Source organism: Cellulosimicrobium sp. PMB13 (assembly GCF_051294865.1).
Lineage (GTDB): Bacteria > Actinomycetota > Actinomycetes > Actinomycetales > Cellulomonadaceae > Cellulosimicrobium.
Map to the genome: position 1 here is coordinate 1,863,433 of NZ_CP145910.1, position 21,110 is coordinate 1,884,542.

The 21,110-nt window shown below is 72.2% G+C and carries 12 protein-coding genes; 9 read left to right on the forward strand and 3 right to left on the reverse strand.

Annotation, left to right across the window (positions count from 1 at the left end; translation table 11 throughout):
• Positions 1–130 precede the first annotated feature (130 nt).
• From V5D56_RS08600 to V5D56_RS08615, 4 genes are all read left to right on the forward strand, one after another.
• Complete coding sequence (locus tag V5D56_RS08600; protein WP_435738626.1) at positions 131–1,441, forward strand: ABC transporter substrate-binding protein; 1,311 nt, start codon at positions 131–133, stop codon at positions 1,439–1,441.
• A 90-nt stretch (positions 1,442–1,531) separates the two neighbouring features.
• Positions 1,532–2,521, forward strand: coding sequence for a carbohydrate ABC transporter permease (locus tag V5D56_RS08605; RefSeq protein WP_435738627.1), 990 nt, complete (start codon positions 1,532–1,534; stop codon positions 2,519–2,521).
• A 1-nt stretch (position 2,522) separates the two neighbouring features.
• On the forward strand, positions 2,523–3,410 hold the full coding sequence (locus V5D56_RS08610) for a carbohydrate ABC transporter permease (RefSeq protein ID WP_435738628.1): 888 nt from the start codon (positions 2,523–2,525) through the stop codon (positions 3,408–3,410).
• A 98-nt stretch (positions 3,411–3,508) separates the two neighbouring features.
• Positions 3,509–5,482 carry a glycoside hydrolase family 127 protein gene (locus tag V5D56_RS08615; RefSeq protein WP_435738629.1) on the forward strand — a complete coding sequence of 658 codons (1,974 nt, stop codon included), beginning with the start codon at positions 3,509–3,511 and terminating at the stop codon, positions 5,480–5,482.
• A gap of 15 nt (positions 5,483–5,497) precedes the next feature.
• On the opposite strand, the gene V5D56_RS08620 is transcribed toward V5D56_RS08615, so the two are convergent.
• Positions 5,498–6,406, reverse strand: coding sequence for an A/G-specific adenine glycosylase (locus V5D56_RS08620; protein ID WP_435738630.1), 909 nt, complete (start codon positions 6,404–6,406; stop codon positions 5,498–5,500).
• A 178-nt stretch (positions 6,407–6,584) separates the two neighbouring features.
• Between V5D56_RS08620 and V5D56_RS08625 the strand changes: the two genes are divergently transcribed.
• From V5D56_RS08625 to V5D56_RS08640, 4 genes are all read left to right on the forward strand, one after another.
• Positions 6,585–7,403, forward strand: a complete 819-nt coding sequence (locus tag V5D56_RS08625) for a hypothetical protein (protein ID WP_435738631.1) — start codon at positions 6,585–6,587, stop codon at positions 7,401–7,403.
• Positions 7,404–7,901: 498 nt separating this feature from the next.
• On the forward strand, positions 7,902–12,623 hold the full coding sequence (locus V5D56_RS08630) for a galactose-binding domain-containing protein (protein ID WP_435738632.1): 4,722 nt from the start codon (positions 7,902–7,904) through the stop codon (positions 12,621–12,623).
• Positions 12,624–12,757: 134 nt separating this feature from the next.
• Positions 12,758–13,603 (forward strand): hypothetical protein, encoded by an 846-nt coding sequence (locus V5D56_RS08635; protein WP_435738633.1) that lies wholly within the window; start codon positions 12,758–12,760, stop codon positions 13,601–13,603.
• 337 nt (positions 13,604–13,940) lie between these two features.
• Positions 13,941–17,699, forward strand: a complete 3,759-nt coding sequence (locus tag V5D56_RS08640; RefSeq protein WP_435738634.1) for a PQQ-dependent sugar dehydrogenase — start codon at positions 13,941–13,943, stop codon at positions 17,697–17,699.
• Between the two features lie 111 nt (positions 17,700–17,810).
• Here V5D56_RS08640 and disA read toward each other — a convergent pair whose 3' ends face one another.
• Together disA and radA are read right to left on the reverse strand one after the other, a co-directional pair.
• Positions 17,811–18,896, reverse strand: a complete 1,086-nt coding sequence (gene disA, locus V5D56_RS08645; protein ID WP_435738635.1) for a DNA integrity scanning diadenylate cyclase DisA — start codon at positions 18,894–18,896, stop codon at positions 17,811–17,813.
• A gap of 76 nt (positions 18,897–18,972) precedes the next feature.
• On the reverse strand, positions 18,973–20,442 hold the full coding sequence (gene radA / locus V5D56_RS08650) for a DNA repair protein RadA (RefSeq protein ID WP_435738636.1): 1,470 nt from the start codon (positions 20,440–20,442) through the stop codon (positions 18,973–18,975).
• 88 nt (positions 20,443–20,530) lie between these two features.
• Between radA and V5D56_RS08655 the strand changes: the two genes are divergently transcribed.
• Positions 20,531–21,064: a potassium channel family protein gene (locus tag V5D56_RS08655; RefSeq protein WP_435738637.1), complete on the forward strand. Its 534-nt coding sequence runs from the start codon at positions 20,531–20,533 to the stop codon at positions 21,062–21,064.
• Positions 21,065–21,110 lie beyond the last annotated feature (46 nt).

Sequence of the window (21,110 nt, forward strand, 5' to 3'; positions counted from 1 at the left end):
AGCCGTCGGCGGGGCACGACGGCCAGGCGACGGCTCCGGCGGCGACACCCGGACCGAAAAGGCGTTCGGACGTCCGGCGGACCCGCCGGGCGAGGCGCATTGGCTCGACGACGAGTACAGGAGACGCGAGATGACGAACCACCGCAGGACGTCGGCGACGAAGGCCGTGGCCTCGACGCTGGTGATCGGCCTCACCGCTCTCGGCCTCGCCGCGTGCGGCGGCTCCGACGGGGGCGACGACACCCCCGCGACCGCCGGCGCCGGAGGTGCCGAGGGCGTCGACGACGGCAGCACGCTCACGCTGTGGACGCGAGCACCCCTCGAGAAGCAGGCGAAGCTGCTCGTCGACGCCTACAACGAGAGCCACGAGAACCAGGTCGAGCTGACCATCGTCCCCAACGACGACTACGTGGCCAAGGTGGGCGCGGCCGCCGGGAGCGACGGCCTGCCCGATCTCTTCGCCGCGGACATCGTCTACGTGCCCAACTGGGTCGAGCAGGGGCTCTTCCAGGACGTCACCAGCCGCATCGACCAGCTCGACTTCGCGGACGAGATCAACCCGGGCCACCTCGAGGCGGGCACGTACGACGACGCCGAGCACGTCCTGCCGTTCGTCCTCGACGTGTCGGTGATGTTCTACAACAAGGACCTGTACGAGCAGGCCGGCCTCGACCCCGAGGCCGGGCCGACGTCCCTCGAGGAGTTCGCCGAGCAGGCCAAGGCGGTCGACGCGCTCGGTGGCGGCGTCGACGGCACGTTCTTCGGCGGCAACTGCGGCGGGTGCCTCGTCTTCACGTGGTTCCCGATGATCTGGGCCGCTGACGAGGACGTGATGAACGCCGAGGGCACGGAGTCGCTGCTCGCGAGCGACACCGCGCAGGAGGTGTACGCCACCTACAAGGACCTCGTCGACTCCGACGCGGTGGGCGCCGGCTCGCGCGACGAGACGGGTGCGACGTGGGTCGCCCCGTTCCAGGAGGGCAAGATCGGCGTCATGCCGTACCCGGCGACGCTCCTGTCGACCGCCGACGAGACGGTGGACGTGGGCGTCGCGCCGATCCCCGGCCCCGACGGAGGCGGCTCGACCTTCGTCGGCGGCGACGGCATCGGCATCTCCAAGGACAGCGAGAAGGCCGACCAGGCCTGGAACTTCCTGTCCTGGCTCATGTCCGAGGACGCGCAGGTCGAGGTCCTCGCGCAGAACGGCGACGTCGTCTCGCGCGCCGACCTGGTCGACAACGAGTACTCCTCGGCCGACCCCCGCGTCGTGACGATCAACGAGGTCGCCGCGGCCGGTCGCACGCCGGTCGCGCGCAACTTCCAGCAGGCGTTCAACGCGCCGAACAGCCCGTGGATGACCCTGGTCCGCAACGCCGTGTTCGAGGACGCCTCGAGCATCGAGGAGGACAACGAGGAGATCACCGCGGTGCTCTCCCAGTAGCAGGACCGCGCCGCCGCCGTCGACCGGCCCTCCGCCGTCCGGCGGCGGCGCGACCCTCGAGCGTCCCTCCGCCCGAACCTGGAGACCGTCATGTCCGTGCAGTCCGCCCCGTCGTCCTCGCGACGCCAGGGACAGCAGCTCCCGCCGACCGGGGACACCGGGTCGCGCACCCGGTCCGGCGCACCGCCGAGGCGCCGGCGCCCCGGTCGCTCGCAGTCCGCGCGCGGCTGGGCCTACGCCGCCCCGACCGCGATCTTCGTCCTCGTCTTCTTCGTCCTGCCGGTGCTGCTCGTCGGCCAGATGTCCGCCTCCGACTGGCCCCTCCTGTCCGGGAACCAGGGGCTGAACTTCCCGGAGAACTTCCAGGACGCGGTCGACAACCGCTTCTTCTGGGACTCGGTCGTCTTCACGCTGAAGTACACCGTCATCGCGACCGTCCTCCTCATCGGCCTCGGTCTCGGGCTGGCCCTGCTGGTCCAGGAGTCGACGCACTGGAAGAGCTTCCTGCGCACCGCCGTCCTCGTGCCGAGCGCGCTCGGCCTCGCGTCGGCGTCCCTGCTCTTCTACGCGCTGTACTCGCCGCAGGTGGGGCCGATCTCGCCCGTGCTGGAGGCGCTCGGCATCGTCGACGAGCCCGTGTCGTTCCTCGGCACGCCCGACGGCGCGCTGTGGTCCACGGTCTTCCTCGTCGTCTGGCGCTTCGCGGGCTTCTACATGCTCCTGCTCATGGTGGGGCTGCAGGGCATCCCGCACGAGGTGTACGAGGCCGCGCGCATGGACGGCGCGAGCCGCTGGCAGACCTTCTCGCGCGTCACGCTCCCGCTGCTGCGACCGTCGCTCGCGCTGTGCACGATCCTGTGCGTCACCGGGTCCCTGCTGGCCTTCGACCAGTTCTACATCCTCACGAAGGGCGGCCCGGACAACAGCACGATCACCGTGGTCCAGCTCATCTACAACGTGGCCTTCCAGGGACAGAACGACCTGGGCGTCGCGGCCGCGCTGTCGATCATCGTGCTCGCCGCCCTCGTCCTCATCAACCTCGCGCAGATCCGTGCGATGCGCGCCCCCGAGGAGAAGTGACATGACCGGAACCGCCACCGCACCGGCCCCCGCCCGGTCGACGCCGCGCGGCCAGGCCCCGCGAGCGCGCATCGCCGGCATCGCCACGCGTACCCCGTACTGGGTGCTCACCGGCGGGCTCGCGCTCGTCTTCCTCTTCCCCCTGGTGTGGGCGGGCGTCGCGTCGGTCTCGCCCCAGCCCGGCTCCAACCAGGTCGACGGGTGGGGCTTCGGGAACTACGTGACGCTCGCGGGCTACCAGGCCGGGATCGTGCAGTACCTGTGGAACTCGGTCGTCGTCTCGGGGCTCACCGTGCTCTTCACGCTCGGCGTCTCGCTGCTCGGCGGCTACGCCTTCGCGCGCTTCCGCTTCCCGGGCCGCGACGTGCTGTTCCTCGTGACGCTCGCGATCCTCATGGTCCCGTACGCGACGCTGCTCATCCCGCTGTACGTGCTGCTCAACGAGATCGGCCTGCAGAACTCGCTCGTCGGGCTGTCGCTCGTGCTCGCGATGTTCCAGCTGCCGTTCGCGACGTTCATGATGCGCATCTCGTTCGAGTCGGTGCCGCGCGAGCTCGACGAGGCCGCGCTCGTGGACGGCTGCTCGTCGTTCGGCGCGCTGTGGCGCGTGCTGCTGCCCGCCGTCAAGCCGGGTCTCATCACGGTCGGGCTGTTCGCGTTCCTCGCCGCGTGGAACGACTTCGTCGCGCCCCTCATCCTCATCACCGACTCCAGCAAGGCACCGCTGCCGCTCGCCGTCGCGAACATGCGCCAGCAGGTGATGGGCATCGTGGACTACGGCGCGACCCAGGCGGGCGTCGTCGTGCTGGCGGTCCCGTGCATCGTCCTGTTCCTGCTCCTCCAGCGCCACTACGTGCGCGGCTTCATGTCCGGCGCGCTGAAGGGATGACCGACGACCGGGCGTCCACGACGCCGTCCCCGAACCCGCCGCCCCTGGGCGGCCTCCCCGACGACCCGGGCGGACGCGCCGCCCCCGGAGGTTCTGCCATGACCATGACCCCGTCGCGCCCGGCCGCGACCCCGCCCACCGGCGCCGTGCCCGCGGGCGACGGCGGGCGACCGGTCGTCCCCGCCTCCGGGCGCCTGCACCCGCTCGGCCTCGCGGAGGTGCAGATCACGGACGGGTTCTGGGCGCGGCGCCAGGACGTGAACCGCACCGCGACCCTCGGGCACATCGAGCACTGGCTCGAGCGCGAGGGCTGGCTCCCGAACTTCGATCTCGCGACCCAGGGCGGGCTGCCCGAGGGACGCCGTGGCCGGGAGTTCAGCGACTCCGAGGTGTACAAGCTGCTCGAGGCGATGTCGTGGGAGCTCGGTCGTCGCCCGGACCCCGGGCTCGAGGAGCGCTTCCACGCGATCGTGCGGCGCGTCGCGGCCGCGCAGGAGCCTGACGGGTACGTCAGCACGATGTTCGGACGCCCCGGCCAGGGCGACCGGTACTCCGACCTCGAGTGGGGCCACGAGCTGTACTGCCAGGGCCACCTGATGCAGGCGGCCGTGGCCCGCGCCCGCACGGGCCACCCGGACGACCTGCTCGTCCAGGTCGCCCGCGCGTCGGCGGACCACGTCTGCGAGGTGTTCGGGCCGGCCGGCAACCAGGGGGTGTGCGGCCACGCCGAGATCGAGGTCGGCCTCGCCGAGCTGGGCCGCGCGCTCGACGAGCCGCGGTACCTGCGCCAGGCCGCGCTCTTCGTCGAGCGCCGCGGCCACGGGACGCTCGCCGACATCGAGTGGGGGCGGTCCTACTACCAGGACGACGTCCCCGTGCGCGACGCCGAGGTGTTCCGCGGGCACGCCGTGCGCGCGAACTACCTCGCGGCCGGTGCGCTCGACGTCGGCGTGGACTCGCGGGACGACGCGCTCGTCGAGGCCGTCGCCCGCCAGTGGGCACGGACGACCGCGGCCCGGACGTACGTCACCGGGGGCCAGGGCTCGCACCACCAGGACGAGGCGTTCGGCGAGGACTTCGTCCTCCCGCCCGACCGCGCCTACTCCGAGACGTGCGCCGCCGTGGGATCGGTCATGGTCGCGTGGCGGCTCCTGCTCGCGCGGGGGGACGCGCGGTACGCCGACGCCGTCGAGCGCGCGCTGTTCAACGTCGTCGCGACGTCGCCCGCGGACGACGGCCGGGCGTTCTACTACGCGAACACCCTCCACCAGCGCGTGCCGGGGGAGCCCGCCGCGACCGACGTCGCGAGCGCGCGCGCCGAGTCGTCGCTGCGCGCGCCGTGGTTCCACGTCTCGTGCTGCCCGCCGAACGTCGCCCGGACGTTCGCGAGCCTCGCCGCGTACGTCGCGACCGTCGACCACGGCGGCCTGCAGCTCCACCAGTACGCGACGAGCGAGATCCGCGTGACGCTCCCGTCCGGGGCGCCGGTCGCCGTGGACGTGGAGACCGCCTACCCCGCGGACGGGCGCGTGCGCGTGCGGATCGTCGAGGCGCCCTCGGGCCGCTGGGCGCTGACGCTGCGGGTCCCGGCGTGGTCGCCGACCGCGACGCTGACCGTGGACGACGGGACGGCGCGCACGGTGCCCGCGGGATCCGTCGCCGTGCCGGACCTGAGGACGGGCAGCGTCGTGGTGCTCGACCTCGACACGTCGCCGCGCTTCCTGCGTCCCGACGACCGGATCGACGCGGTCCGCGGCTGCGTCGCGGTGCAGCGCGGCCCCGAGGTCCTGTGCGTCGAGTCGGTCGACCTGCCCGGCGGGCGCGACGTCGCCGACCTGCGCGTCGACCCGTCGGTCCCGCCCCGCGAGGTGGACGGGCGCGTCGTCGTCCGGGGCGTCGTCGTCGACCACGGGCGGACCGCGCCCTGGCCGTACGCGCCGGGCGGCGCGACCCCCGGCTCGCGCACGGCGCAGGTGGACGGGGAGGCGGCGATCGACGTACCGCTCGTCGCCTACCACGACTGGGCGAGCCGGGGACCGTCGACGATGCGGGTCTGGATGCCGACGACCTGACCCGGTCCGCCGTGCTCAGGCAGGCAGCCGGTACGTCTCGCCGTCCTGCTCGACCAGCCCGTCCTCGACGAGGCTCGCGACGCACCGGTCGAGCTGGGCGGCGTCCGGCCACGCCTGCGCGACGACGTCGCGCAGGACCGGGCCGGGGGCGTCGCGCAGGAGGCCCATCACCCGGCCCCGCACCTGGCGGTCCGTGCCCGCCCAGGCCTGCGTCCGGCGCCGGCCCGCGTGCTCGTCGGCGGGCCGGCCCGCTCGGCGCCACGCGCACAGGTCCGCGACGGGGCACGCGCCGCAGCGCGGCGCCCGGGCGGTGCACACGAGCGCGCCGAGCTCCATCGACGCGGCGGCCCACAAGGTCGCCGCGTCGTCGTCCGCGGGGGCTGTGGCGTGGGCGAGGCGCCGCTCCGCCGCCGTGTACGACGGCGCCGGGAGCGCGACGCCCTCGACCGCGCGCGCGAGGACGCGCCGCACGTTCGTGTCGACGACGACCGCGCGGCGCCCGTGCGCGAACGCGGTCACGGCCGCGGCCGTGTACTCGCCGATCCCGGGCAGCGCGCGCAGCGCCTCCTCGCCGGTCGGCACCTCGCCGTCGTGGTGCTCGACGACGGCGCGCGCGCAGTCCTGCAGGCGCAGCGCGCGGCGCGGGTAGCCGAGGCGTCCCCACGCGCGCAGCACGTCCGCCGTCGGCGCAGCCGCGAGGTCGCCAGGGGTGGGCCAGCGCTCCATCCACTCGCGCCACACCGGCTCGACCCGGACGACCGGCGTCTGCTGGAGCATGACCTCGCTCACGAGGACGCCCCACGCGGTCCTGTCGTCCGCGCGCCACGGCAGGTCGCGGGCCGTGCGTCGGAACCACTGCCCGACGGCACCGCGCAGCTCGGCGTGAGCGTCGACGGACGGCGTGCGGTCGAGCGTGCCGGGCACCTGGGCGGCCCTCCTGACGGTGGTGGCGATCGACCCATTCTGCCCCGAGGTCGGGGCGTCCCGGCGCGGCTCGGTCGGCATCGGCGCGCGCGGAACTAGCGTGGGCACGAGCGAGGACGGGCGGCATGCGGCCCGTCCCCCGGACAGCCGTTCGACAGCCCTGACCTGGAGGTCCTCGTTGAGCACGCCACGGACGCGCAGCACCCCGACAGGTGCCGACGCCCGACCCTCGCGGGGCGTCCTCTGGGGCCGCCGCGTCGTGGCGCTCGCGCTCCTCGCCGCTCTCGTCGTGGCGCTGGTCCTGCTCGGCCAGGTCGTCGTCCGGGCCGTCCAGCCGATGCTCGGAGGCGACGGCGCGCCGCAGGAGGGGCGGACGGCGCCGCCCACCCCCGAGGCGGCGGGACCGCCGCAGGACTGCGACGCCGCGTCGCTCGAGCTCTCCGTCGCTCCCGCGAAGCCCGAGTTCACCGAGAACGAGGCGGTCGTCCTCGCGGTGACGATGCGCCACGTCGGGGCGCGTCCTTGCCTCGTCGACGGTTCCGACGCGGTGCGCCAGGTGCTCGTCCGGTCCGGCGACGAGCCCGTGTGGTCGTCGGCGCACTGCGCCTCGGGCGAGAACCTCCTGCTCATGAGCCGCGGCGACGAGGTCTCCACGACCGTGCGGTGGGACATGCACCGCTCGGTGGAGGGCTGCGCGCCGGACCAGCCCGTGGCCGCGCCGGGCGCGTACACCGTGCTCGTGAGCGTCGACGGCGTCGAGGGGGCGACGAGCGAGCCCGCCACGTTCACGATCCTCGGGCCGGCTCCTGCGGAGACCGAGCAGCCGACCGACGAACCCACCGAGCAGCCGACCGGCGAGCCCACCGAGCCGCCGGCCGGCACGCCGCCCGATCAGCCGGCGACCGAGGGCGAGGCCCCTGCCGAGCAGCCTGCCGCGACGGCGGTCGGCACGCCGCCCGGAGGCGGGACGCCCGCCGGGCCCTCCCCGGGCCGGTAGCGCCGCCTCCCTGCTCCTCGCCTCGCGCCGCCGGCCGTGGCGACACGCGCCGAAAACCGCTCGACGCGGTTTCGAGACGGCTCGAGAAGTTTGGCTGCACGCGCTCCCTTCCGATGGGCACCCGGAGCCGCGGAATGGCGCCGATCCGCACGAAGTCGCCGTTTCGCACCGACGCATCGGGCCTCCGTGTCGGCTTGACGGATCACCGAAAACCATTGCGTTCCTGTGATCAGGCTGGTTGACTGGCCAGCGGCTGGCGATCTCGTCGTCGAGACGGCCCAGGTGCTCACGGGGCGGTGGCACGGGGTGTGGCGCGCTGACGCGCTCACCCCCGCTGCGTCGTCGACCCGGGCAGGGGCGTGGCGAGGACGGGACGCGAGCGGGGTGCGTGGTCGTCGCGGGTGCGACGGGGCGCGGCACGGGACGTCGTCGTCCCGCGCCGGCGCGTCGGCGGCGGTGCCCTGTCCCGTTCCGGTTCCCGATGGAGAGGACACAGTGATGTCGGGAAGAACCTTGAGAAGGGTCGTCGCCTCGGCGATGACGGGCGCGCTCGCCGTCACGGGCGTCGCGCTGGTCCCGGCGAGCGCGCACGCCGACGTGCTGCCGGGCAACGAGAGCGACGTGGGGGTGTACACGAACGGCGAGACCGACTCGATGGAGATCGGCGACCCGACGTACACGGGGGTCGCCGCGGCCAGCGCGGCGCTCGCGCCGGGGGTCCCGTGGACCGCCGGCTCCATGCACGGGTCGATCTTCGAGAAGGACCTCGCCGCAGGCGGCACCGACTACTACCTGGACCGCGTCCTCGGCGTGACCGGGACGTCCGGCAACGGCGTGCTCCAGACGCGAGGGCGCTCGCTGTACCTGCGGGGGAACAGCAACTGGAACGTCATGGGCTTCGCCGGGTCCGCGTTCGCCGGCGGGCCGAACAACCTCGGCAACCTCTACACCGTGACGGTCCCGGGGCAGACGGTCACCGAGGTCGGGGCGCAGCGGGTCAACGCCCCGAGCCACGCCAAGGCGCGGTACACGGTCGGCACCACCGGCGTCACGGCCGACCTCAAGAAGCTCATCACGTACGACAACGTGGCGCTCACGACGATCACGTTCACGAACCCGGGTGCGGCCGACGCGTCGTTCACGGTCCGTGCGGCGTCGCCGCTCGCGACCACCTCGACCGACGCGCCCGACGAGCTCACGGGCACGCGCACCCTGACGAGCGGTGCGAACAACGGCCTGGTCGACACGCCGTGGTCGACGGTGACGGTCGGCCTCAAGGCCGAGGGCTTCGAGCGGTCGGGCACCAACCTGGACCGCGCCGTGACGGTGCCGGCGGGCGGCTCCGTCGAGCTGTCGGTCGTGGGCGTCCTCGGGTCCGACGCGCTGCCGGAGTCGTTCGAGCAGTTCGACCAGTACGCGGCGATGGCCCCGGCCGAGGCGTTCCGTGACGGCGTCACGGCGTTCAACCGGCAGTGGGCGCAGGACATCCCGTACATCGACGTGCCGAGCGACGCCATCGAGAAGGCGATCGTCTACCGCTGGTGGGGCGAGCGCTACAACAGCCTCGACACCAACGAGCCGGGCTACGTGTACCAGTACCCGACCACCATCGAGGGCGTGAACCTGTACCAGAACTCGGTCGCGCTCACGCAGCCGATGCACCTCCAGGACACCAAGTGGATCCGCAACCCCTACCTCGGGTACGGGCAGATCCTCAACATCGGCGAGCTCTCCGGCTCGTCGGCGTTCCTCGACAGCCCGGGGCACACGAGCTGGAACAATCACTACTCGCAGTACCTCGGCACCGCGGGCCTCGAGGCGTACAACGTGCACGGCGGCGGTCCGGCGGTCGCCGAGCGCTTCGCGACGTACTTCGAGGGCGACGGCGAGGGCCAGCTCGAGCACTACGACGGCAACGACGACAACCTCATCGCCTACGACACGAACTACATGCCGGGCAACGACTCGGACGCGATCTCGTTCGGGTTCCCCAAGGTGAACGCCGGGGCGCCGGGTGCGCGCACGATCGAGCGGCCGGAGTCGGCCTACGTCTGGGGCGACTTCGACGCGGCCGCGCAGCTGTACGCGATGTCCGGTGCCGACGACGCCAAGGTCGGCGAGATGCAGGCGAAGGCCGACGAGATCCGGACGGCGGTCCTGGACCGGCTCTGGAGCGAGTCGGCCCGCATGTTCCTCGCGGGCACGTCGCACGGGGCGCAGTCCGCCCCGACGTCGAACAACGGCGCGGCGAACCCGCTGCCGGAGGCCGAGCGCGACCTCGTCCCGGCGCGCGAGTCCAACCTCTACGACGTCTACGCCCAGGACCTCATCCCGGTCGAGGACGCCGAGCAGTACGTCGACGGGTTCCGCTTCCTGCGCTACGGGGACAACTTCCCGATCTTCCCGTTCTACACGGCGAACCAGTACGACAAGACGAAGTACAACATCGGCGGGTCGAACAACTTCTCCAACATCAACTTCACCGTCCAGTACCGCGCCGTGCGCTCCGCGCTGCGGCACTACGACCCCGAGCAGAAGTACGTGACGCCCGAGTACGCCGCACGGCTGCTCGACTGGATGGCGTGGAGCGTCTACCCGGGCGGCGACGTGCGCGCGCCGAACCAGGCCGAGTACTACTCGAACTGGAACCCGGCCACGCAGACGTACAACCGCAACAACCCGAACCACGTGATGCTCGGCAACATGAACTACATCTACGTCGAGGACATGGGCGGCATCCAGCCGCGGTCCGACGACAAGATCGAGCTCTGGCCGATCGACCTCGGGTACGACCACTTCATGGTCAACAACCTGCGGTACCACGGCCAGGACGTCACGATCGTGTGGGACGAGGACGGCTCGCACTACGGCCTCGGTGAGGGCTACTCGCTGTTCGTCGACGGCGAGCGCAAGGCGACCGCCGACGCGCTCGGCCGGTTCGTCTACGACCCGGCGGCCAACGCGGTCGTCGAGTCCGACGAAGGCCTCGCGGTGGAGGTCGTCGACGACACGGGCGCGGACGTGCCCACGGCCGTCGACACCCCGATCGACGACGAGCGGGTCGTGTCCTACCTGAAGACGGCGGGCATCGACCTCACCGAGGACGCGGAGAACCTCGCGCGCGGCGCCGAGCTCTCGTCGTCCGCCACCCAGGAAGGGCCGCGGCCGACGCCGTGGCGCCAGTTCCACACGCCCGGCTGGAGCACGGGGTCGATGAACTACACCCCGGGTGCGATCAGCACGACCGAGCAGCCCGTGTCGCTCGCCGCCGTCACCGACGGCACGACCGTCAACGAGCCCTACTGGGGCAACTACGGGACCGAGGGAGACACCGGGTACGTCGAGCTCGACCTCGGCGAGCCGACGTCGTTCGACAACGTCAAGGTGTGGTTCGTCAGCGACCGGCAGGCGGGCGGCTACCGCGAGCCGTCGCGGTACTCGATCCAGGTCCCGGACGGCTCCGGCGGCTGGGCCACGGTGCCCGACGCGTTCAAGGCACCCAAGATCCCCGGGCCGAAGTTCAACGAGGCGCTCTTCGAGACCGTCACGACGGACCGCGTGCGGGTGGCCTTCACGAACACGCCGTCGTTCTGGACGGCGATCTCGGAGATCCAGGTCTTCGACTCCGGTCGCGACGTCCCCGAGGTGGTCAACGACGCACCGACGGTCTCGGTGAACGTCGACCGCTCCAAGGACGGCAACCTCTCCACGAGCCTGGTCGGCACGGTGACGGACGACGGCCTGCCCGACGACGGCGTGCTCACCTCCGCGTGGTCGACGGTCTCCGCACCAGAGGGCGCGGGCGTGATCTACGGCGACGCCGGGGCGCTGCGGACGACGGTCACGGGCACCGAGCCGGGGACGTACGTCTTCCGGCTCACCGCGACCGACGGCGAGCTGACGACCGAGCGCGACGTCGAGGTCGAGCTCACCGAGAAGGCCACCTCGGCCGAGTTCGGTGCGCTCGCGACGATCACGACGAGCGGGTCGGCGTCGTGGGAGAACCCGCTGCGCGTCAACGAGGCGACCACCCCGGCGAGCTCGAACCCCGGCGCCGGCAACGGCTGGGGCACGTGGGGACAGCCCGCGAACGGGACGAGCCCGCAGAACGCGGCGTGGATCCGGTACGCGTGGGAGTCCCCGGTGCTCGTCGCGTCGACCGACCTCTACTGGTACGACGACAACGGCGGGACGCGCATGCCGCGCGCGGACACGTACGTCGTCGAGCACTCGCAGAACGGCACCGACTGGACGCCCGTCACGCTCACCGGCGGCTCGACGTACGCGGGCGCTCTCCAGCGCGACGCGTACAACCACCTCGAGTTCGAGGCCGTCGAGGCGCAGTACCTGCGGGTCCGGATCACCGGCGTGCAGGGCACGGGTGCCGGGACCGGCGTCCTGCGGTGGCGCGTCAACGGCGACACCGTGGACACCGTGGCCAGCCCGGTCATCATGCGCACGGTCACCGGCGAGGTGCCGACGCTCCCGTCGGCTCTCGACGTCGTGTACTCGAGCGGTCGTCGCGGCACGGTCGACTTCACCTGGCAGCCGATCACGCCGGCCATGGTGGCGGAGACCAACGTCGAGCCGTTCGTCGTCTACGGCACGAACACCACGTACGGGCTCATCGCCGAGGCGCGGGTCTACGTGCGGCCGGAGAGCTCGCAGGGCGGCATCTCGATCCAGGGCGCCCAGCAGTTCGAGCAGAGCGTCGACGTCGGCGAGCAGCCCTGGCTGCCCACCAAGGTCGAGGTGTCGTACAACGACGGGTCGCGCGACAACCAGGCGATCGGCGTCGAGTGGGACTACGACGAGTCGGTCGTCGACCAGCCGGGCGTCTACGTCATCCAGGGCGACCTCGTCCTGCCGGACTACGTGAGCACCGCCGGCACCACGACGACGACGCTCACCCTCACGGTCGGCGACGGCGTGCCCGTCGGTCCCGAGGTCTCGGTCACGGCCGAGACGCGGTGCCTCGCGGGCAAGGTCTACGTGGCGGTCCGCGCGACCAACGACGACGACGGGCCCCTCACGGTGCGCCTCGACACAGCGTTCGGCACCCGGACCGTGGCCGACGTGGCGCCGGGCAAGAACGCCTACCAGTCGTTCGCGGCGCGGGCGACGGGCGTCGACGCCGGAGAGGTCACGGTCGTGGCCACGGACGCCGAGGGGAGGTCGACGACCGTCACCGAGCAGTACGACGCGCGCAGCTGCGGCTGAGCGCTCGTTCACCGGGGCGGGGCGGCGGGTCCTCCCGCCGTCCCGCCCCGGCGCGCGCGGCGTCTCCCGCGTAGGGTGGCGCCCGACGCAGGACGTCCCGACGCGGGGTGGGGTGGCGTGATGGTGGCGGAAGCATGAGCATCCTCGTCGGCGCGGTCGTCACGGCGGCCGTGACGACGCTGGCTGTCGTCGCGATGCTGCTCGCGCGTCGCCGCGCGCCGGCCGGCAGCAGGTTCGCCGACGGCGACCGGGCGGCCGGCGTCTTCGGCGTCGTCGCCACCGGGTTCTCGGTGCTCCTCGGCTTCATCGTCTTCCTCGCCTTCGAGTCGTACGACGAGGCGCGCACCGGCGCCCAGGCCGAGGCGCGGATCGTCGTGCAGCAGCTCGAGACGGCGCAGTTCCTCGCCGACCCCGACGCCGCCGAGCTCTCCGGCGAGCTCGTGTGCTACGCCCGGTCGGTGGTCTCCCTCGAGTGGGAGCAGATGGCGGACGGGGAGCTCGGTGACGCCGTGAACCCGTGGGGCGTCGAGCTCTTCGAGACGATCCGCGGGGTCGTTCCGGCCTCCGACACGGAACAGTCTGCGTACGACCGGTGGCTCGCCCAGGAGGCGGACCGCGAGGAGGCGCGCCAGTCGCGGGTGCACGGCGCCGAGGGCCTCATCCCGCTGCCGCTGTGGCTGGTCCTCTACGTGGTCTCCGCGACGATCTTCGTCCTCCTCCTGTTCTTCGCCGACTCGGCCGAGGGGGCGGCCACCCAGGGTGTCCTCATGGGCAGCGTCGCCCTCGTCATCACGCTCCTGCTGTGCCTCCTCGCGTTCTTCGACCACCCGCACGGCCACGAGGTCGGCAAGCTCCGGCCGACGGCGATGGAACGCACCCTCGTGCTGCTCGAGCTGGAGTCGGACGCGGCGGGCGTCGTCGTCGACGCGCCGTGCGACGAGCGGGGCGCGCCTCTCACCGCCGCGCGGGACGCCTCCTGACCGTTTCCACCGCGTGAACCGCGTGCTGTAGCCCTTCGTGAGCCTCCACGAGCAGCCTCCCGCGGACGGGACGTCCCGCCTTACTTCAGACGCTCCAACTACGCAACTGCGAAGATCCCTACCGGCTTTGGTATTGGCATCGGCAAAAGTGCCGGGTAGGGTCGGTCGCGTGACCCGGGAGAACTCTCCCGTCCGTCACGTGGGAGACGCTCGCCGCAGAGCGCTCCCAGCCTGTCTGGAGGTCCACCGATCCGTGCGGGGCGGCACGACGAACGGTCACGACGCCTTGCACACGATCCGGGCCGCCGGCTCCTCGATCCACGTCAAGGAGGACGTTGTGCACAGACCAACCACGGGCCGCCGCTGGCTGTCCCGAACCATCGCGGCGGCGATGTCCGCCGCGGTGGTCGTACCACTGACGATCAGCGCGGCGAGCGCGCACCCCGGCCATGAGGAACAACCGTCCGCCGAGGAACCGGCGACGGACTGGAACCAGTACGAGAAGACGCTGATCTCGAAGAACACGGGCGAGCCGATCGACCTGGCCGTCCTGCCCGACTCGCGCATCCTGCACACGGCCCGCGACGGCGTCGTGCGGCTGTCCGACCCGGCGACCGGGCGGACCACGCAGATCGCGGACCTCGACGTCTACTCGAACTCCGAGGACGGGCTCCAGGGCATCTCCCTCGACCCGAACTTCGAGGAGAACCACTTCGTCTACATGGTCTACGCGCCCCGCGTCATGGAGGGCACGTCGCCGACGGGAGTCGAGTACCCCGAGACGACCCCGCAGGGGAGCGCGCCGAACTCGCTGCCCGCGGGCGCGGACGCGAGCTACTGGGACCAGTGGCTCGGCTACAACCAGCTCTCCCGGTTCACGTGGGACCCGGAGACCAGCACGCTCGACCTGTCCACCGAGCGCGAGATCATCAAGGTCGACGCCCAGCGCGGCCAGTGCTGCCACGTCGGTGCGGACATGGCCTGGGACGCCGAGGGCAACCTGTTCCTGTCCACCGGTGACAACACGCCGGCCAGCACCCCGGGTGCGAACGGCTACACGCCGATCAACAACGCGCCCGGCATGAACCCGGGCTTCGACTCCCGCCGCGGCGCCGGCAACACCAACGACCTGCGCGGCAAGATCCTCCGCATCAACCCGATCGAGGACCTCGCGGCCGACACCGAGGTCGGCCCTGACAGCACCTACACGATCCCCGAGGGCAACCTCTTCGACGGCGCCGAGCAGTCCGACCTCGTGCGCGAAGAGATCTACGTGATGGGTCTGCGCAACCCCTTCCGCATCGACTACGACCTCGAGTCCGCGTCGCTGTCCTGGGGCGACTACGGCCCCGACGCGGGCGCCGCGCAGCCCGACCGCGGCCCGATGGGCTACGTGGAGTGGCAGCTCACGACCGAGCCCATGAACGGCGGCTGGCCGTACTGCCACGGCCCGAACGCCGCGTACAACGAGTGGGACTACGCGACCGGCACGCCGGGCGCGCAGTTCTTCGACTGCGAGGCCGGACCCGAGAACAACTCGACGTGGAACACGGGTCTCGACCAGGTCCCGCCGGTCACCGCGCCGCAGGTCTACTACGGCGACAACCCGGGCGACCAGCCCGAGGTGCTCGACCCGCTGGTCGAGCTCGGCGGTGGCGGCCAGGCGCCCATGGGCGGCCCGATCTACCGCTACGACGAGAGCCTCGAGTCGGACGTCAAGTTCCCGGAGTACTGGGACGGGCACCCGTTCATGGCCGAGTTCTCGCAGGACTACGTGGTCGCGTTCACCATGGACGAGCTCTCGTCCGCCGGTCAGGTCACCGCGGTCGAGGACTTCCTGCCCAACGACCACCTCGAGACGGTCAACCAGCCGATCTGGGACAACGTCATGGACATGGAGTTCGGTCCTGACGGCGCCCTCTACGTGCTCGAGTACGGTGACGGCTTCTTCCGCCAGAACCCCGACGCGGGCCTGTACAAGATCACGTACGGCTCGGGGAACCGCACCCCGCGCGCGTTCATCTCGGCCGACCCGATCTCGGGCAGCACCGCGCCGCTCGAGGTGACGTTCGACGCGTCGGCGACCAGCGACGCGGAGAGCCCCAACTCGGAGCTGACCTTCGAGTGGGACTTCGACGCCGACGGTGAGTACGACGCCGAGGGCGAGACGGTGACGAACACGTTCACCGAGCTCGGTCAGTACAACGTGCAGCTGCGCGTCACCGACCCGGGCGGCAACTTCGGCCTCGCGATCCAGCGGATCACGGTCGGCAACACCGCTCCGGAGATCACGCTGGACCAGCCGGACGGCGCGATCTTCGACTGGGGTGACGCCGTCCCGTACACCGTCTCGGTGAACGACGCCGAGGACGGCGACCAGCCGACGTGCCGCAACATCCAGTACACGTTCGGTCTCGGCCACAACACGCACGCGCACCCCGAGGTGAGCGGACGTGCCGCGGCCACCGAGGCGGGCTGCGGGTTCACGATCCAGACGAGCCCGGACGCGGTCGAGCACGGTGAGGGCGAGAAGATCTTCGGCACCCTCGTCGTGACCTACACGGACCAGGCGCAGGGTCAGGTGCCGGCCATCACCGGCGAGGCCACGCACATCCTCAAGCCCGAGGTGCAGCAGGCCGAGTGGTACGACGCGGCCGAGGGCGTCGAGGTCGTGGACGACGCGGCTGCCGGTGCCGGCAGCTACGTCACCTCGCTCGACGAGGGTGACTCGTTCACCTACGCGCCGATCGCGCTGCACCACGCCCCCACCGGTGAGGCGATCGACGAGATCACCGTCCGCGGCAGCGGCGAGGGCACGGTCTCCCTGGGCTGGTCGAGCGAGGGCGCCGAGGCCACCGAGCCTCTCGCCGAGTTCGAGTTCACCGGCGAGGGCTGGCAGGACGTCGCGCAGACGTTGATGACGGTGCCGGAGGGCTCCGGGTCGATCGTCGTGACGAGCACCGGCGGCGTCGACGTCGACCAGGTCACCTTCGCCGTCGGCGACGGTCCAGTCGAGCCGATCACCGTCCCGGTGGACCAGGTGTCGATCCAGATGTTCTCGCTGATCCCCTGGGTCAACGAGGTCGGCCTCCCGGCCGTGCTGGAGCGGCTCTCCGAGATCGGGTTCGAGAACATCGAGCCGTTCGGCGGGAACTTCGCCGGCTACACGGCGGAGGAGTTCCGGGCGCTCGTCGACTCCTACGGTCTGAGCGTGAAGTCCTCGCACTACAACGTCAACGAGGGCACGTTCGACGCCACGCTGGACTTCGTCACGACGCTGGGCCAGGAGTACGTGGGCTCGGGTGGCTTCCCCGCACCGGGGATCGGCACCTACGAGAACACCCTGGCCACGGCCGAGGCGATGAACCGGCTCGGTGAGCGGACCGTGGACGCGGGGCTCGAGAAGTTCTTCGGGCACAACCACGACCAGGAGTTCCGCACGACGTACGAGCACGAGGGCGAGACCCTCTCGGCCTGGGAGATCCTGGTCCGCGAGACGAACCCCGAGTACGTGACGTTCCAGCTGGACGTCGCGTGGGCGGCGCATGCGGGTGTCGACGTGCCGGCGCTCATCGAGGAGTACGGCGACCGCATCGAGCTGCTGCACGTCAAGGACGCCACCGGTCTGAACGCCGGCGGTCGCCCGACGTTCACCAACCTCGGTGACGGCGACGTGCCGCTCCAGGAGATCCTGGCCGCGGCGCAGGAGGCCGGCGTCGTGTACTACGTCATGGAGTGGGACCAGGCTCCCGACGGCGAGGACTTCGCCACCACCGGGTTCGAGTACCTCACCGGCCTGCCGGCCGGGGAGAACGAGCGCACGGTCGCGGTGACGGCACAGGCGAGGTGCCTCGCCGGCAACGCCTACCTCGCGGTCCGTGCGGTCAACGACGAGGACGTCCCGCTCACGATCACCCTCGAGACGCCCTACGGCAGCAAGACGTTCGAGAACGTCGCGCCGGGCAAGAACGCCTACCAGTCGTTCAACGCCCGGACCGACGCGCTCGACGCCGGGACGACCACCGTCACGGCGACGGACGCCGAGGGAGGGACGGCCACGGTCGAGACCGAGTACGCCGCGCACAGCTGCGGCTGATCCGCTCCTGAGGACGGGTGAGGCGGGGTCCGACTCCGCCTCACCCGTCCAGGAGACAGCGTGCCCGCCGCGGTCCGACCGCGGCGGGCACAGCGCTGTCCGGGTTCAGCGTCAGACGTAGCGCTCGAGGATGCTCGACTCGGCGAGGCGCGAGAGGCCCTCGCGCACGGCCCGCGCGCGCTGCTCGCCGACGCCGTCGACGGCCATCAGGTCGTCGATGCTCGCGGCGAGGAGCTTCTGCAGCCCGCCGAAGTGGGCGACGAGCCGGTCGATGATCGTGCCGGGCAGGCGCGGAACCTTGGACAGGAGCCGGAAGCCGTGCGGTGCGACGGCGGCGTCGAGCGCGTCGCCCCCGCCCGGGAGGTCGAGCACGCGGCCGATCTGCCCGAGGTCGAGGAGCTGCGTGGAGTCGAGGCCGCCGAGCGACTTCTGCACGTCGGCGAGGGAGCGGTCCTTGCGGCCGAGGTCGACGTAGTCGCGGATGACGAACTCGCGGTCGGAGCCGATGCCGCCGATGAGCTCGTCGAGCTGGAGGGCGAGGAGGCGGCCGTCGGTGCCGAGCTCGATGACGTAGCCGGCGATCTCCTCGGAGATGCGCGCGACCATCTCGAGCCGCTGCACCACGGCGCACACGTCGCGGACCGTGACGAGGTCCTCGATCTCGAGCGCCGAGAGCGTCCCGGAGACCTCGTCGAGGCGTGCGCGGTAGCGCTCGAGGGTCGCCAGAGCCTGGTTGGCGCGCGACAGGATCGTGTCGGAGTCCTCGAGCACGTGCCGCTGGCCGCCGACGTAGAGCGCGACGATCCGCATCGACTGGCTCACCGAGATGACGGGGAACCCCGCCTGCTTGGCGACGCGCTCCGCGGTGCGGTGCCGCGTGCCGGACTCGGTGGTCTCGATCGTCGGGTCGGGGAGCAGCTGGACGGCGGCGCGCAGGATCCGGTTCGCCTCGCGGTCGAGCACGACCGCGCCGTCCATCTTCGACAGCTCGCGCAGGCGCGTCGCGGAGAACCCGACGTCGAGCACGAACCCGCCCGAGCACATCTCCTCGACGACCCGGTCGAGCCCGAGGACGATGAGCGCTCCCGTCCGTCCCCGCAGGATGCGTTCGAGCCCGTCGCGCAGCTCCGTGCCGGGTGCCACGGCGGCAAGGGTTTCCCGGAGCAGCTCGTCGGGGTGCGCGGGAGAGGGGGCCACGACGAAATCCTACGCTGCGGCGTCCCGTCAGGCCCCGGAAGGCGCGGGGCAGCGCGGGAAACCGGTCACGATCCGGTCACGGCCGCGGAGGTGCCGCCGCGCCGGACCGGGCGAGCTCGAACGCCTCGCTGACGTGCCGGGCGGCGTGCACCGTCAAGCCGTCGACGGGCCGGGGGAACGACCCGCGCGGTACGACGGCGCGCGTGAACCCGAGCCGCGCGGCCTCGGCGAGCCGGCGGTCCAGCCCGGTCACCGGGCGGATGTCGCCCGCGAGGCCGACCTCGCCGAACGCCACGGTGCCGGGCGGCAGGGCCTCGTCCTCGCGCGCCGACAGCACGGAGAGCGCGATCGCGAGGTCGGCCGCCGGCTCCGAGACCTTCGCGCCGCCGACCGTCGAGACGTAGACGTCCTGGTCGACGAGCCGGACGCCGGCGTGCCGGTGCATGACGGCGAGGATCATCGCGAGGCGGCTCGAGTCGACGCCGCTCGTGGTGCGGCGCGGGTTGGTGAGCGAGCTCGGCACGGCGAGCGCCTGGATCTCGAGGGCCAACGGCCTGCGGCCCTCGACGGTCACGGAGATGCACGTGCCGGGGACGCCGGCGCCGGTGTGGGAGAGGAACAGGCCGCTCGGGTCGGCCAGGCCCACGATGCCGTCCTCGGTGAGGTCGAAGCACCCCACCTCGTCCGTCGGGCCGTACCGGTTCTTCACCGCCCGCACGAGGCGCAGGCGCGAGTGCCGGTCACCCTCGAACTGGCACACGACGTCGACCAGGTGCTCGAGGGTGCGGGGTCCGGCGACCGAGCCGTCCTTCGTCACGTGCCCGACGAGGATCACCGGGAGGTCCCGGGCCTTCGCCGCGCCGATGAGGGCCGCGGCGACCTCGCGCACCTGGCTCACGCCACCGGGCGACCCGTCGACCTCGGCCGACGCGATCGTCTGCACCGAGTCCACGACGAGCAGGTCGGGATCGGTGGCCTCGATGTGCCCGAGCACCGTCGCGAGGTCCGTCTCGGCCGCGAGCAGCAGGCCGGGGGCGAGCGCGCCGACGCGCTCGGCGCGCAGGCGCACCTGCCCGGCCGACTCCTCGCCGGTGACGTACAGGACCCGGCGCGGCGGCGTCGTCGGGCCGGGGGACGCGCCGCGCGTCGCGGTGGGCAGGTCGGAGCCGCCGGACGCGACGTTGCTCGCGACGGAGAGCAGGAGCGTGGACTTGCCGACCCCGGGCTCCCCGGCGAGCAGCACGACCGCGCCCGGGACGATGCCGCCGCCCAGCACGCGGTCGAACTCCGCGACGCCGGTCGGCGTCGCGCGCGCCGCCTCCACGTCGATCTCGCCGATCGGCCGGGCGGGCGACCGCGTGGGGTTCACCGCCGTCGTGCGCGGGCCCGACGTCGCGGGGGAGTCCTCCGTGACCGTGCCCCACTCCTGGCACTCGCCGCAGCGGCCCACCCACTTGGACGTCGTCCAGCCGCACTCGCTGCAGCGGTAGGCGGGGCGGGAGCGCTTGGCGGAGCCGCGCGCGGGGGCGCTCGTCGACGATGTCACCGCCTCAACCTAGCCAGGCCCGCCGACACGAACCGGACCACGAGCGAGATCGCGCGACGGGAGGCCGCCGGAGCGGGATCCTTGGCGCATGCGCAGCCTCCCGCACGACAGCCCGTGGTGGACGCCGATCCTCACGCTCGCCTCGATCACGGCCTGTCTCGTCGTCTACTACGGCGTGCCCCTGCCGAGCGACGCCGAGACGCCCCCCGTGCTGCAGGTCGTCGTCTTCGTCGCGGGGCTCGTGCTCCTGTGCGGCGTGCTCGCCGCGCAGGTCCGGCGCCAGGTGATCGCCGGCCAGGAGGCCAGCGTGCGCGTGCAGTCCGTCGTGGGTCTCCTCCTGCCCGTCATCGTCTTCTTCGCGCTCGCCTACTACCTCATGGCCGACCAGTTCGAGGGCATCGAGAACCGCACCGACGCGCTGTACTTCGCCGTCGTCACCCTCGGCACGGTCGGGTACGGCGACGTCCACCCCGTCGGAGAGGGCGCGCGGATCGTGACCATGGTGCAGATCGTGCTCGACCTCGTGGTGGTCGGGCTGCTCGTCTCCGTCGCGACGAGCCGGGCCCGTGCCCGCGCGGCGCGCCGGGGGCACGCGACCCACACCGAAAACCTGCACGACTGATTTCGGAGGACCAGCGCGTTCGGCGCGACGCCGGGCGGCGTCGGAT